Annotated in this window: 12 protein-coding genes; 6 read left to right on the forward strand and 6 right to left on the reverse strand. The window is 70.9% G+C overall.

Annotated elements, in window-relative coordinates; genetic code table 11:
* Positions 1-83: 83 nt before the first annotated feature.
* A complete protein-coding gene (locus ABZ842_RS23095; protein WP_361539637.1) occupies positions 84-1,265 on the reverse strand; it encodes a S8 family serine peptidase in 1,182 nt (393 codons plus the stop codon).
* A 297-nt stretch (positions 1,266-1,562) separates the two neighbouring features.
* On the opposite strand from ABZ842_RS23095, the gene ABZ842_RS23100 reads away from it, so the two are divergent.
* Positions 1,563-4,865: a right-handed parallel beta-helix repeat-containing protein gene (locus tag ABZ842_RS23100; protein WP_361539640.1), complete on the forward strand. Its 3,303-nt coding sequence runs from the start codon at positions 1,563-1,565 to the stop codon at positions 4,863-4,865.
* 397 nt (positions 4,866-5,262) lie between these two features.
* On the opposite strand, the gene ABZ842_RS23105 is transcribed toward ABZ842_RS23100, so the two are convergent.
* Positions 5,263-5,409 carry a hypothetical protein gene (locus tag ABZ842_RS23105; RefSeq protein ID WP_361539643.1) on the reverse strand — a complete coding sequence of 49 codons (147 nt, stop codon included), beginning with the start codon at positions 5,407-5,409 and terminating at the stop codon, positions 5,263-5,265.
* Between the two features lie 311 nt (positions 5,410-5,720).
* Here ABZ842_RS23105 and ABZ842_RS23110 point away from each other — a divergent pair, with 311 nt between their 5' ends.
* Entirely contained in the window at positions 5,721-6,515 is a 795-nt protein-coding gene (locus ABZ842_RS23110; protein ID WP_361539645.1) for a tRNA-dependent cyclodipeptide synthase, read from the forward strand.
* A 66-nt stretch (positions 6,516-6,581) separates the two neighbouring features.
* The gene (locus ABZ842_RS23115) at positions 6,582-7,796 is read left to right on the forward strand and encodes a cytochrome P450 (protein ID WP_361539648.1); all 1,215 of its coding nucleotides are present in this window, start codon (positions 6,582-6,584) and stop codon (positions 7,794-7,796) included.
* Between the two features lie 30 nt (positions 7,797-7,826).
* Here the strand turns inward: ABZ842_RS23115 and ABZ842_RS23120 are convergent, their stop codons facing one another.
* From ABZ842_RS23120 to ABZ842_RS23130, 3 genes are all read right to left on the reverse strand, one after another.
* On the reverse strand, positions 7,827-9,128 hold the full coding sequence (locus ABZ842_RS23120; protein ID WP_361539651.1) for a hypothetical protein: 1,302 nt from the start codon (positions 9,126-9,128) through the stop codon (positions 7,827-7,829).
* A 76-nt stretch (positions 9,129-9,204) separates the two neighbouring features.
* The gene (locus tag ABZ842_RS23125) at positions 9,205-9,984 is read right to left on the reverse strand and encodes an RICIN domain-containing protein (RefSeq protein ID WP_361539654.1); all 780 of its coding nucleotides are present in this window, start codon (positions 9,982-9,984) and stop codon (positions 9,205-9,207) included.
* A 458-nt stretch (positions 9,985-10,442) separates the two neighbouring features.
* Positions 10,443-10,754 carry a hypothetical protein gene (locus ABZ842_RS23130; protein ID WP_361539656.1) on the reverse strand — a complete coding sequence of 104 codons (312 nt, stop codon included), beginning with the start codon at positions 10,752-10,754 and terminating at the stop codon, positions 10,443-10,445.
* A 184-nt stretch (positions 10,755-10,938) separates the two neighbouring features.
* Here ABZ842_RS23130 and ABZ842_RS23135 point away from each other — a divergent pair, with 184 nt between their 5' ends.
* On the forward strand, positions 10,939-11,721 hold the full coding sequence (locus ABZ842_RS23135; protein WP_361539658.1) for a hypothetical protein: 783 nt from the start codon (positions 10,939-10,941) through the stop codon (positions 11,719-11,721).
* On the opposite strand, the gene ABZ842_RS23140 is transcribed toward ABZ842_RS23135, so the two are convergent.
* The gene (locus ABZ842_RS23140; protein WP_361539661.1) at positions 11,648-12,247 is read right to left on the reverse strand and encodes an XRE family transcriptional regulator; all 600 of its coding nucleotides are present in this window, start codon (positions 12,245-12,247) and stop codon (positions 11,648-11,650) included. The genes ABZ842_RS23135 and ABZ842_RS23140 overlap by 74 nt on opposite strands.
* Positions 12,248-12,404: 157 nt before the next feature.
* Here ABZ842_RS23140 and ABZ842_RS23145 point away from each other — a divergent pair, with 157 nt between their 5' ends.
* Together ABZ842_RS23145 and ABZ842_RS23150 are read left to right on the forward strand one after the other, a co-directional pair.
* Positions 12,405-13,436, forward strand: coding sequence for an alpha/beta hydrolase (locus tag ABZ842_RS23145; RefSeq protein ID WP_361539663.1), 1,032 nt, complete (start codon positions 12,405-12,407; stop codon positions 13,434-13,436).
* Between the two features lie 100 nt (positions 13,437-13,536).
* Positions 13,537-13,986, forward strand: a complete 450-nt coding sequence (locus ABZ842_RS23150) for an SRPBCC family protein (protein WP_361539666.1) — start codon at positions 13,537-13,539, stop codon at positions 13,984-13,986.
* The last annotated feature ends 147 nt before the right edge of the window (positions 13,987-14,133 follow it).

The following is a 14,133-nucleotide window of genomic DNA, read 5'->3' on the forward strand; positions in this document are numbered from 1 at the left end:
GGACGGTCTCCGTCCCCCGCGACGTGGCGGTGGCGACTCCAACGCCGCCGCCACGGCCCGGCAAGGCCGTGGCGGTGCGCCCGCTAGCGCGCCGGGCGCCAGCCGCGCGCCTTGCCGAGCGGCACGATGACCATCGCCGCACCCACCACCAGCACCAGGGCCAGGGCGCCGCCGCCGATCCACAGGGCGCGGTTCTTGGGGCCCTCGGCGGCGGAGGCGGGCAGCACCGCCGGCTCCGGGCTCTTCTCGGCCGGGGCCGGGTCCTTCGCGAGCAGCGCGGTCAGTCCGGCGTACACGTCGAGCCGGGGCGTGTGGTCGGGGTAGGCGGCCTCGGTCAGCCGGCGCGCCGTCGCGGCGGCGCTGAGGTCCGGGTGGTAGGCGCGCAGCAGCGCCGCCGCCCCGGCGACGTGCGCGGCGGCCAGCGAGGACCCGGAGCCGATGAAGTGGCCCGAGCCGCGCGCACCGATGCCGACCACGGCGCCGCCGGGGGCGGACAGGTCGGGCGAGAGCGCGGCGGGCGCGTCCTTGGACCGGCCGCCGTCCGGCCCGTGGTCGACCACCGACAGCACCTCGGGCAGCCGGGCCGGCCAATAGGCGCGGGCCCGGGTGTCGGGCCGGCCGTCGGCCCCCTTGGGCGCGACGTCCGGCACGGCGGGCGCCACCACGAGCACGTCCTTCTTGGTCGCGTGCGCCACCGCCGCGGTGAGCTCCCGGTCGTCCGAGTCGAGCACCTGCCCCACGTAGACGACCTGGGCGCCCTCGTCCACGGCGGTGCGGATGCCGCGCGCGATCAGCCCGGCTTCCGGGACGCCCTGACGGTCTGTGCCGCGCACGGCGAGGATGCGGGCCCCGGGGGCGACGCCGGTGACGGTGCCCTGCCCGGTGGGCGCGGCGGCGATCAGCCCCGCGGCGAAGCTGCCGTGCCCCACGCAGTCCTCACCCGCCCCGCCCACCGCGGTCACCCGGTCGGCGAGCGCGGGCACCCCGGTTCCGACTCCGGTGTCCACGACGGCTACCGTGACCCCGGCACCCCGGGTGAGCTGCCAGGACCGGGAGAGTTGGAGCGCCCGGTGGGTCCAGGGGCTACGCCCCGCGGTCTTGGTCGAGGCGGTCGCACAGGAGTCCCCGGCCGCCATCCGCAGACGCAGCGGCGGCAGGCTCTCGGGCCCGCCGCCGTCGGCACGCGCGGGCGGTGCCAACAGCAGGGTGGGTATCACGGCGACCGCCGCGAGGCTCATGACACGACGGCAACGGTCAATCGGCATGCGGGACATGCTAGGGCCTTTCTTATGGGTCGGGCTGGATCAGGGAGCGGGGTCTGGTGTCGTGGATCTTCCCCCTGTGCCCTGCGGGCACGGGGGGACCCCCAGCGGAGGAGGGAGTCGGCGCGGAGTGTCGGCGACCGACGACAACGCGGAGTGGGGGCACCTCCCGGGCCGAAGGCCCAGGGGGAGCGGCATCAGGGCACGCGAGCCCAGCAAGATCTGTAAGACGGGCCCTGGGCGACGCGAGGACGCGACCGGACGGGGCGAAGGCCCGTGCAGGACATTGGAGGGGCAAGCGTGTCACGGCAAGTACTGACGGTGGGTCAGGAGCAGTCGGACGAGTTCCGGACCATTGGCGAGGCGCTGGCCGCGGCGCGTACGGGAGCGGTCATCCAGGTCGGACCCGGCCGGTACGTCGAGAACCTCACCGTACGCACCCGGGTCACGGTCGTCGGCGAGGGCGATCCGGGATCGGTGGAGATCTGCCCGCGCCGCGGCACCGCCCTCACGCTCGTCGCGGACGCCGTGCTCCTCACCGATCTGGTGCTGCGCGGCGGTAGCGAGGACGTCGCGGTGGTGGACTCGCCGCGCGGCCAGATCGCACTCGACCGCTGCACCGTCATCGGCTCGGGCTGGACGGCGCTGCTCGCCCGGGAGACCGGATCGCTCGCGATGCGCGGCTGCCGGGTCACCAACCGGGAGGGCGCCGGGATCGTCGACACCTCCACCACCCCCAGCGTCATCGAGGACTGCGTCCTGGAGAACCTCGGCTCCTCCGCGGTGGTCCTCAGCGAGCAGGCCGGTTCCACCGTGCGCAACTGCCGGATCCGCGACGCCCGCGGCAACGGCGTCCTCGCCAACGGCGACGCCCAGGGCACCGTCGAGTCCTGCGAGATCAGCGGCACCGACAAGCCTGCCCTGGCGCTGGAGGGCAGCAGCACCACCCGCGTGCTGCACACCACCGTGCGGGACAGCGCCGTCGGCGTCCACCTGACCAGCGCCGCCCGCCCGGTCCTGGAGGACGTCACCGTCCTCGGCACCTCGGGCCCGGGCATCGCCCTGTCGGCGGGCGCGGACCCGCTGCTGCGCCGGTGCACCACCACCCGCACCAAGGGGCAGGGACTGGTGGTCACCGAGCGGTCCCGCGGCACCTTCGAAGACTGCGCCTTCGACGCGGCGGCCGGGCCGGCGATCCGCGTCACCGACGCCGGCTCGCCGACCTTCCTGCGCACGACGGTGCGCGACTGCACCGATGCGGAAGCAGCCGTACAGCTCGCCGAGGACTCCACCGCCGAGTTCGACCGCCTGGAGATCGTCGACCCGCGCGGCAGCGGCGTCTCGGTACGCTCCCGGGCCAAGCCGCTGCTGCGTCGCACCCTGATCACCGGGGCGGGACGGCACGGCGTGGAGGTGGGCGACGACGGCCGCGGCCGGCTGGAGTTCTGCGTCGTGGAGCGGGCCGCCCAGGCCGGCGTGCGGGTCGCCGACGGTGCGCAGGTCCAGTTCGACGACTGCGCGCTGCGCGCCAGCGGCGACGCCGCCGTCTCGGTGGGCCGGGAGGGCCTGGCCACCGTCCGCGACACCGAAGTGGAGGGCTGCGGCTCCTCCGGGCTGCTGGTGGAGGACGGCGGCGAGGCGGCGCTGACCCGGGTGCGGATCTCCGGGGCCGCGGCGCACGGCGTGCTGCTGGTCGCCGGCGCCCGCGCCGAACTGCGCGCCTGCGAGGTGTCCGGCAGCGTCGGCGACGGCGTCCGGGTGGACACCGCCGAGCCGGTGACGGTCCACGGCTGCACGGTGCGCGACAACCGGGGCGCCGGCCTGACCCAGACCCGGGCCGGTGACCGCCTCGAAGTGCTGGAGTTGACCAGTACGGAGAACGGGGCCCCGGACGCCTGGGGCGTGGACGCGGCGACCGGCGGCGCCCCGGGCGCCGTGGGCCAGCAGGACGACGGCCCGCAGGACCCGCTGCAGGAGTTGGAGGCGCTGATCGGCCTCGACGGCGTCAAGCACCAGGTGCGCACCCTGGTCAACCTCAACCAACTCGCCGAGCGTCGCAAGCGGTTGGGCATGCCGGTGCCGTCGATGAGCCGCCACCTGGTCTTCGCGGGCCCGCCCGGCACCGGCAAGACCACCGTGGCCCGGCTCTACGGCTCGATCCTGGCGCAGCTCGGCGTGCTGCCGGAGGGTCACCTGGTGGAGGTCTCCCGCGCCGACCTGGTGGCCCAGGTGATCGGCGGCACGGCGATCAAGACGACGGAGGCGTTCAAGAAGGCGATCGGCGGCGTCCTGTTCATCGACGAGGCGTACACCCTCACCTCGGGCGGCTCCTCGAACGACTTCGGCCGAGAAGCGGTGGACACCCTGCTGAAGCTGATGGAGGACCACCGGGACGAAGTGGCGGTCATCGCCGCCGGCTACTCCTCGGAGATGGACGACTTCCTCTCCTCCAACCCAGGTCTCGCCTCGCGCTTCACCCGCACCATCGAGTTCGACAACTACTCGATCGACGAGCTGGTGACGATCACGGAGACCATGTGCCGCTCCCACCAGTACGAGCTGGGCCCCGGCACCTCCCGGGCGCTCGCCGCGCACTACGAGACGATGGAGCGCGGCGCCGCCTTCGGCAACGGCCGGGCCGCGCGGCGGGTGTTCGAGGAGATGGTCGACCGCCAGGCGTTCCGGCTGGCCACGATGGACGAGCCGGCCGAGCGGGACCTGACGCTGCTGCTGCCCGAGGACGTCAGCGAGTCGACGTCGGCCCCGCAAAGGGAGGCGGAGGACCGGGAGGCGATGCTGGCCAAGCTGGACGACATGGTGGGGCTGCGCGCCGTCAAGCGCGAGGTGACCGACCTGGTCAGCCTGCTCACCACGGCCAAACAGCGCGAAGCGGCGGGCCTGCCCGTGCCCCGGATCAGCCAGCACCTGGTGTTCTCCGGCGCACCCGGCACCGGGAAGACGACGGTGGCCCGGCTCTACGCGGGCCTGCTGGCCTCGCTGGGAGTCCTCTCCCGCGGCCAACTGGTGGAGGTGGCCCGGGCGGACCTGGTCGGCCGCTACGTCGGCCACACCGCGCAGCTCACCAAGGAGGTGTTCCAAAGCGCCCTGGGCGGCGTCCTGTTCATCGACGAGGCGTACACCCTCACCCCCGAGGGCGCGGGCTCCGATTTCGGTCGGGAAGCGGTGGACACCCTGCTGAAGCTGATGGAGGACCACCGGGACGAAGTGGTGGTCATCGTCGCGGGCTACACCGAGGAGATGCGCGGCTTCCTCTCCTCCAACCCGGGCCTGGCCTCCCGCTTCTCCCGGTCCGTCGAGTTCGAGGACTACACCACCGACGAACTGCTCACCATCATGGGACGGCACGCCGAGGAGACCGGCTACACCTGCCCCGCCCCCACCTTGGAGGCGCTGCGCGTCCGCATCGACGCGACACCGCGGGGCCGTACGTTCGGCAACGCCCGACTGGCCCGCCAGTTGCTGGAGACGATGGTCACCCACCAGGCCCGCCGGCTCACCGCCGTCGCCCGCCCCACCGTGGACGACCTGCGCACGCTCCTGCCGGAGGACCTGCCGGCGGGGGAGTGGGGCGTGAGCGGCTGACGTCGGCGCGGTCACGTCCCGGCCAGGCGTGATCGCGCCGCAGGTGCGGACGTTCACCGCTCCTCGTCGAAGGCGGCGCAAATGCCGTGCCAGAAAAACTTAACACTGCTCATCCCTGTTGTAGCTCGCTAGCGTTGTGTGACGTCGTCAAAGCGGACCGCAAGGCAACAAGGTCCCGTTCCGTGCGTGTAAGGCGCAGCTCGCCCGCACTGTCCGCAGCCAAGTGCGGAAGGGCAAGACGGTCAGATGTGGTGTTCCGTACGGAAGCGGGTGCTGTGCGCGAAGCCTGTCGGTATCCCCTTTTCAGCGACATTCAGTAGTTCGCCATCGTCATTCCTGGAGGATTACGTGTCACGTAGCGCATCGCTGTCTGCCGCACTGGTGACCGTCGACCGCCTCACCGCACCTCGTCTTGGCCGAGCCCGTCTTCGGCCCGTTCGAAGGCGCCGGGATCGCCTTCGAACGCTTTGACGTCGCCCCGCTGCTGGTTCAGCGACGACGGCAACGTCCGCGTGTGGCCCGTGCAGAACAACGACGACAGCATGACTCGGACTGAACTCCCCGTCGGATGCTGCACGGCCAGCGCGTAAATCCTCCCCGCCACGCGAACGACACCGTCGTGGACTGTCTGCTCCCGTCCATGCCTGCTGCACCCCCCGGGGGCAACGCGCAGGCGTGACCTTTCGTCGCAGCCCACGCCTTGAGGCCGATCGGGCTGCCTCTCTCGCGTGCCCCGTCAAGGAGCCTGCTTCAGCCGTGGCGGCTTCAGGAGGAGTGCCCCCCACGACGGGGCGGCGCCATCACGTGCGCCCGCACGGAGCAGAGCCCCATTCGCAGCCAACCGAAGGGCCCCTTGTGTCGAACTGCCTCACGACGACCACGCCCACGACCCCATCCATACCCGCATCCGCACCCGTATGCGGGCCCGTAACAGCCAGCAGCCACACCCCGCAGCCGTACACGTCCAACTGCCGGCGGCTCCTGCACGAGGCCGATCACCTGCTGATCGGGGTGAGCCCGGGCAACGGCTACTTCAGCATCCCCACCCTCACCCGCATGTTCCGCTGGGCACACACCACCTTCCGGCAGGTGGACGTCATCGTCCCCGACCGCTCCCTGGCGTCCAACTACCGAGCCCAGGGCTATCCGGACAAGGCGGCGCACAAGAAGGCGCGGGCGGAGGTGTCCTGTGTCCGCAGGCGCATCCGCCGAGCCTGGGAGCGCAGCGAGATCCCCGAGGAGCACCAGCGCACCCACCTGCTGTCCGACCTCGCACGGTCCGACGCCTACGAGCGACTGCACCAGCGCGTCCGGGACGCGCTGACCACCGACGAACGGATCCACGCCGTCTGCCGGAACCTGTCCGCCCGTGCCGTCCCCGTGGCCGCAGCCGACTCCGCCGAGGACGGCGGCACGAACGCGTCGGCCACGGACACGGACGGCGACGCCACCGCCCTGGCCCTGGAGTACCTCATCGACGAGCTCCCGTTCTTCATGGACACCCCGAGCATCATCGGCGTCCCCTCGTCACTGGTCAGCTACCACGCGCCGGTGGGGTTCGCCGATCTGCTCTACACCGAGGACGGCCCCCTGCACGCCGCGCCGAACCAGGGCTTCATCCTCCTTGAGGACCACGCGACCCCACACTGACCGACCGCACCCCGCACCGGTCCCGCACCCTGCACTGGCCCCGCACCCCGTCAGGAGCGTCGCACCGTGACCATCGCACGAGACCCCCTCACCCTCACCTTCCCCTTCCACGACTGGAGCCAGGAGCTGTCACCGCACCACAAACGGCTGCGTGAAGCCGACGCACCGGCGTGCCCCGTCGTCTCCGAGTACACCGGGGACCAGTTGTGGCTCGTCACCCGGTACGCCACCGCGAAGCGGCTGCTGGAGGACCCGAGGTTCAGCTCGACCGCCGCGATGGCCCCCGGCGCTCCCCGCCAGGAGCCCGTGGAGCTGCGTGCCCCCGGCACGACCGGCGACGGAGTGTCGGTGCTGCGCCAAGCCGGCCTGCGCTCGGTCTTCACCGAAGGTCTCGGACCGCGTGCGGCCCGACGCCACGAGAAGTGGCTCCGCAACCGTGCCGACGCGCTGCTGCGCGACCTCACCGAGCACGAGGGCCCCCTCGACCTCGCGGCCGGCTTCGCACAGCCGCTGGCGGTGGCGATGACCTCCCGCGTCCTGCTCGGCGAACTCAAGCCCGAAGAGGCCGCGCTGCTCCGCGACCGGACCGACCTCGCCCTCCAGTTCTGCGGCGCGACCGCCGACGAGCAGCGCCAAGGTCTCATCGACATCCACCGGTTCTTCACCACCCACGCCCGCCGGCTTGCCGAAGGGCCCGGCGACCACCTGCTGAAGCGACTCGCCGAAGCCCCGGCCGAAGGCGGCCCGCTCGGCGACACCGCGCTGTCCGAGATCGCCGCGCTGCTGCTGATCGCCGGATACCCCACGTCCTCAGGTTTCCTGTGCGGCGCCCTGATCACCCTGCTGCGTCACCCGGAAGCCGTCGCGCGACTGCACCGCGACCCCGCGCTGATTCCGGACGCCGTCGAGGAACTCCTGCGCCACACACCCCTGTCGACCGGCGCCGCCAAGCGGATGGCCACCGAGGACGCGGACATCGACGGCGTGCCGATCCGGGCCGGAGAGGTCGCGATGGTCTCGCTGGAGGCCGCCAACCACGACCCCGACGCCTTCGACGACCCCGACAGCTTCATCCTCCAGCGACAGGGCCCGGGCCACCTCGGCTTCGGCCACGGCCCGAACTTCTGCCCCGGCAATCGCCTCGCCCGCTGCCTCGTCGACGCGATGGTGCGAGCGGTGGCCCACCGCCCCGGACTCCGCCTGACCGTGGGCCCCGAGGAGATCCCCTGGCACGAGGGACTCTTCTTCCGCCGCCCGAAGGCAATCCCAGCCTCCTGGTGACGGACGGGCACCGGTTCCGGTAGCTCTGAGCTAGGGGGCGAACTGGTACGCGCCCGCGTCGGGCCTTGTGCTGGACACGGGGTCCCCCGCGAGGTCCGTGGTGTACGCGACAGGTACACCACGGGCGATCGCGGGGCTGGCACCGGTCAGCCGGAGATCGGTGGCGGAGACGAAGGCCGGGTCGGCGTGGACGGACAGGGGACCGGGCTGGAACTGCGTTTGGGCGCCGAAGTGGACGCCCGCGTCCTCGTCCGCCCCGGTTCCGTCTTCGTAACCGGTCTTTCCGACCGCTTTGATGATGTTGTTGCGAAGGGTGAGGACAGTCGGTGCGCACCCCGCGTAGCAGACCCAGCCTTCGCTCCGCAGTCCGGTCAGGTTCACGGAGTTGTTGATCGCCTGAGTGCCGTTCACGGGACCCGTTTCGGTTCCCGCTCCCCGGGTGACCAGGAAGGTGCTGGCAGGGTGGACCGATGTGACGGCGTTGAAGGCGAAGGTGTTGCCGTCGGCGGTTCGGCCCGGCCCTCGGCCGAGTTCGGTGAAGGTGTTGTTGTCGCGGGCGGTGTTGTACTCGACCCGGTTGCGGTCGCCGTTGAAGACCTCGACTGCCGCGCCGTCGTGGCCGAAGTCGTAGCTCGTGGCGCGGGAGCCGGTGATCAGATTCCGCGTCACGACGTTGTCGTCCCCGTTCAGCAGGACACCGAAGGCGCCGGAGTCGTCGTAGCCGCCCGGGGTGTTGATGCTCATCTTGTTGTTGTCCGTGAGGGTGCTGTTCTGCAGGGTGTTGTGGTGGGCGTCAGGGAGGACGGATACGCCTGCGACGTTGTTGTCCGCCCATACCGAGGTCAGGACGTTGTGGCTGCCCTGGACCTCGAACCCCGCCCACAGGCAGTTGCTCGCGCGGATGGCGCCGATGCGCCAGTAGGAACCGGTGACGCGGACGCACTCGGGAACAGCGCCGCCGATGACGGGCGGCGAAGCCGGGTTGCCGCCGTACGCGGTGATGGTGATGGGTGCGGAAGGCGTGCCGCTGGCGGACAGCACCAGCGAACCCGTCCACGTCCGGCCGCGACGGAAGGCGACGGTGTCTCCGGGGAGCAGGGCCGCGGAGTTGACCCGGTCCAGGCTCTTCCACGAGGCAGCAGCGGTCGTTCCGCCGTTGCCGTCGTGGCCGGTCACGGCGTCCACGTAGTAGGTCGTCCCGCTCAAGCCTCTCGCCACCGCCGGGGTGGTGCGTCCTGAGGCGGTTGCTTGCCCGACGGCGAGCGTGGCGACGAGTAGCCCGGCGAGGGACAGCGCGAAGGAGAAACGGACGCGGGCGGTAGGGGCAGTCATCTTCATGGTGCCTCCGAAGTCCGGGGAGGTCATCTCGTCGGAGTCCCGCACCCCGACGACGCGGGCAGCCCGTGATTCAGGCGTCTGGCGAAGGCGGCCGACTGGGCTCAAAGCTGAACTCCTGGTCCTCGCCGCCGTCGCAGTCCTTCTGGGAGAGCTCGGCGCCGTTGTCCGTGTCAGCCTCTCCCCCGAGGGAGCCCAGACACAGGCTGGAGTGCAGGGGCCTCAGGCGGTACACATTTCCCTTTCCGGGCCGGGCCGACTCCATCGCAAATCGCTGATGAGTCGCCCCCTTGCAATCGAGCGGGGCCAGCAGCGCACCGGAGACCCTGTAGGCGAGATCCACGGTCAGGCATCCGACGCCGTTGTGAGGGTCGTGCCACTGGATCTGGTACACGCCCTCACTGACCCGTTCCAGATACATGGCAGGCTTCACTGATCGGCATGGACGCTGCACCGCGAGCGGCCGTTGCGTTTTGCCGTTGCGTTCGCGTCCTTCGCCGATGCACAGCCGCTGTTCCAGGACGTGCTGGGGTCGCATCTGGTACCAGCCAGCGGAGGGGAGGGATTCCACCGACGGGGTGTCGCGCTCCTCCGAGAGCATGGACGTCGTGCCGATCGCCACAATGACCGCAAGGACCACCGCACCGGCAACCGACAGCCACAGTCCACGGCGGCGCGTTCCGCCCCGGGGGCCGGAGCCGCCCGTTGCGGGAGCGCTGTGCCCCTCCGCGACGTCATCCACTGCCGATGCCCCCTGGCTGCCTTCCCCGGCCAGGACCGTCGCTGCGACTGCCTCCCGCACCTGCTGCCGGGCCCGCAGCCAGCAGGCGACCGCATCCTCGTCCAGACCCACGCCCCGCACCAAGGACGCGACCAACTCCGGCCGGGGCAGCGTGTCACGACGGAGCGCGGACGCAAGAGTGCTCGTCGGCAGCACCTCGCCAGCCGCCATGGCCTTGGCCGAGAGCTGGCGATAGGTAAGGCCCGACCAATCACGTAAGTCCCTGAGCGCCGCTACGTACTGCAGTACGGTCAGCTGACCGCTGGGACAGGCAGGATCATCTTCGCACCGATGGCTCACGCCAGAAGGATCGGAGCCTCGATGAGGTGCATCAAGACGACAATCCAGCCGTTCACCACATGTCCCGAAGAGCACATGCCGATCACTCGGTTCCAGCGGACTCGACGCCGGCTGATCATGGGGGTGTGCCCTTGGGGCACACTGCCATGATCAGGTGATGAGTGAGCGCATGGCGCCATCCTGGACGGCGGTCAGGGCCTTGCGTCAGGACGCGTCGCGTACGGTTCCGGTCACCACCGGTCCCTCCGAGGGGCCCAATAGCTCGCCAAGCGCAGCCGCAGGGTCTCCGCGGGCTCGCTGACGCCGTCGCCCACCGTGGGCACCTGGACCTCCACGCTCGTCTGTCCCGAGGGGATCTCGATGTCGAGCGCGGCGTGGTCGACCACGCGCGACAGCGGGCGCTGGGGCAGCGGCGACGCCGCGAAGCGGCTCTCCAACCACGGCGCCGGTACGTCCGTCGTGGACAACTCCGGTTCGCCGGTCGTCGTCAGTACCTCGAACCTCTTCGGCTCCTTCCACTCCTCCTGAGTGCTGATGCTCACTCCCCCAAAGAGCGGGGAGGGATACCCCCGGCGGTCGACGCGAGCGGCCTCGGTGGTGGATCAGGCTTGAACTCCGTTGCGCGAAGTGGGAGTTCCCGTGGATCGATGGGATCAGGCCGGGCGGGTCGCGGCATACGGGGCGGCGCTGGCACTGATGCCGTGTGGGCTGATCAAGGTGTCATGGGTGGTCGGATCACTCGTGGGGCTGCTGCCGGTCGGGACTGGATTCGGCAAGGTGGAGTGGGCGGTGCTGAACAGCGCGACGATCGGCATGGCAGGGGGCGGGATCACGGTCGCGTTCGCGCTCGTGAGGCCGTGGGGGATGCGCATACCGGCATGGCCGTTGGCCTTCTGCGCCTGGGTGGGGACGGGGTTCCTCGTCCCGGTGCTGCCGTACGCCGTTCTCAGCTCGCTGCTGGGTTCGGCGGACGACCATCGAGACGGCGGAAGCGACGCGGGCCCGTCGATGCCGGCCTGGGAGGCCGCGTTGGTTCAGATCGGGTTCGTGGGCATGGGGTTGGGTCTCGCCGTCGCGCTGCCCGTGTACGCACGACGGCGCTGGCCGGACGCGTTCGCCGGCCGCCTCGGAGACAGCGGAGCGGGCTCCCCGAAGACGCCGCCGTGGATGGCTGTGGTCGGCGGCGCTGTCGGCCTCAGCTGGCTGTACTGGGCGGCCGGCGGCACCACGGGCATCGCCCACCGCGGCGAGCGCACCCCGGACTGGCATGTGCTGTCCGGCGTCCTCGGGCTGTGGGCCTTGGTGGCTTCCGCCGCCACCTGGGCCGCCGTCCGAGGACGGCCCGCACGGGTTCCTCGATGGGGTCCGTTGGCGCTCGGCTGGCTCGGCTCGGGTTCGTTGTTCGCCTGGAGCGCCTGGAGCGCCTGGAAGCCCCCTAGGCGTCGGGGGTGTGCTGGTGGGGGTTGGTGCGTACGTGGCTACGTACTCCTTGCAGGCCGAACAGGATGAGGAGCTCGACCGCGCCGCCGTCGGCGCTGCCCAGCCAGTGGGGCAGGGACGTGTCGAATTCGGCTGCCTCACCGGGAGGGAGTGTGAGGTCGCGCTCGCCGATGACGAGCCGTAGGCGTCCGCTGAGCACGTAGAGCCATTCGAAGCCTTCGTGCGTCTGCGGGGTCGGTTCGAGTGGTTTCGGCAGCGCGGGAATGATCATCTTGAAGGCGTGGATCCCGCCCGGCCGCCGGGACAAGGGCACGAAGGTCATCCCGAACCGCTTGATCGGCTTGAGGTGGATCCGGGGGTCGCCGGTGCGCGGGGCGCCGACGAGGTCGTCCAGCGGGACGTCGTAGATACGAGCGAGGGGGAGCAGGAGTTCGAGGGTCGGTCGCCGTTGTCCGCTCTCCAGCCGGGACAGCGTGCTCTCCGACACGCCGGTCGTCGCCGCGAGGTGGGCGAGGGTGATGCCGCGGTCTCGACGGAGCCCACGGAGGCGGGGGCCCACCGCGTCGAGCACGTCGTCGTCGGTCATGGGGTCCATGAGGCCCATCTTGCCGTAACCGCAAGATTCCGTGCCAGCCGTGCGGTGCCTGGTGAGACTCGGCAGGACCGGCCGTCGCGCAAGCCACGTGGACATCCTCCGGGACTCGTCGACGGCTCGACCGGCCGCTGATCCACCTCCTCCAGGACGGGAACACATGATCACAGCACCAAGGCTGCAGCCGCGCCGCTTCCTCCGTCCCGCGCACACGGTGACCACCGTCCTCCTCGCCCTCCTGCTGACGATCGGCACCGCCGCCTGTGCCGCGCCGACGGCCGACAACGACGTTCCCGCCCATGCCGCCGTCACCCAGGACGATCCCCGGTTCGCGAACACCTTTGAGCACGAGTTCGCGGACGTCGACGGCGTCCGCATGCACTACGTGACCGGCGGCAGCGGCTCGCCGGTCGTCCTGCTCCACGGTTGGCCGCAGACCTGGTACGGCTGGTGGCCGATCATGCCCGAACTCGCCAAGCACCACACCGTCTACGCCGTGGACCTCCCCGGGCTGGGCGACAGCACGGGTAAGCCGACCGGCTACGACAAGGCCACGCTGGCGCGGTACGTGCACAAGCTGATCGCCGAACAGCTCGGGGTGCGCGACGCCCGTGTCATCGGGCACGACTTCGGCGCCGCGGTGGCCTTCCAGTACGCCAGCCAGTTCCCCGACGACACCGCCCGCCTCGGCTACCTCGACCTGCCGCTGCCGGGGCCCGCCATCGACGCACCCACCTACCGATCACTGAGCTGGCACATCGCCTTCCACTCCCAGCGACGGGTTCCGGAGGCGGTCGTCAGCGACGACGTCCGCGATTACCTGGCGCTGTTCTACCCCCAAGTGTCGTTCGGTGGCACCGCGTTCGGCGGCACGTCCGACCGATCCCCCTTCACCGACGCCGAAGTCAACGAGTACGCACGGACCTACAGCCGGCCCACGGCCCTGTCGGGCGGCTTCGAGCTCTACCGAGCCCTCGACAAGGACGTCCGCGACACCGTCGCGGCAGCACCGACGAAAGTCCCGGCCCTGCTCATGACCGCCCAAGGACAACTCGACGCGATCCGCGGCACGGTGGCCCCACGCATGACCAACATCGTGCAGGCGGTGGACGTGCCGAAGGCCGGCCACTGGCTCGTCGAGGAGAATCCCCGGTTCGTCACGACCGAGTTGCTGCGCTTCCTCGACGGATGACCGCGCCACCCGGGCGGAAGGCCCCCACAACCGGTCGTCACCATCTCGTTCGCTTACTGACCACGTTCTCGCCCGCGTCCACTCCAAGGAGCACCCTGTTATGCACTCATACGATGTCACCGTGACCACGAGCGCTCCGCCCGAAGTCGTTTGGAAGCTGCTGGTCGATGCCGCGAGCTGGCCGCTGTGGTCCAAGGTGGACAGCCTGGACACGGCACGGTCGAGCGGCCTCGACCCGGACGGCGACGACGGCGTCGGCGCCGTCCGGGCGTTCCGCACGGGCCGCACCGTGACCGGGGAGCGACTGACCGAGAAGGTCGAACATCGCCTCCTCGCCTACGAGGACGCGTTCATCGCGTCGATGCACAACTATCGCGCCCGCATCGAACTCACCCCGACGGCGACCTCAGGCACCGTCATCCATTGGCACGGCGAATACGACACGAGTTGGCTGATGGGTTGGATCATGCCGCGCTACCTCCAGAAGTTCATGCAGGGCATGGCGGAAGGACTCGCCCGCTACGCCGAAGAGCACAAGCCTGCTCCGTGACGCCTGTGTGATGTTGCCTACGGAGCGCCGTCGCGCGGCAGCGGTCCCCACACGAGTGCCCCTTGGTGTAGCCCGGGGGGGCATCGCCCGTGAGCGGACCGATGCCTCGGGTGAGGGCTTCGGCCAGGGCGCGGAGGAACTCGGCGA

The sequence above is a fragment of the Streptomyces sp. NPDC047315 genome (assembly GCF_040643215.1).
Taxonomy (GTDB): Bacteria; Actinomycetota; Actinomycetes; order Streptomycetales; family Streptomycetaceae; genus Streptomyces.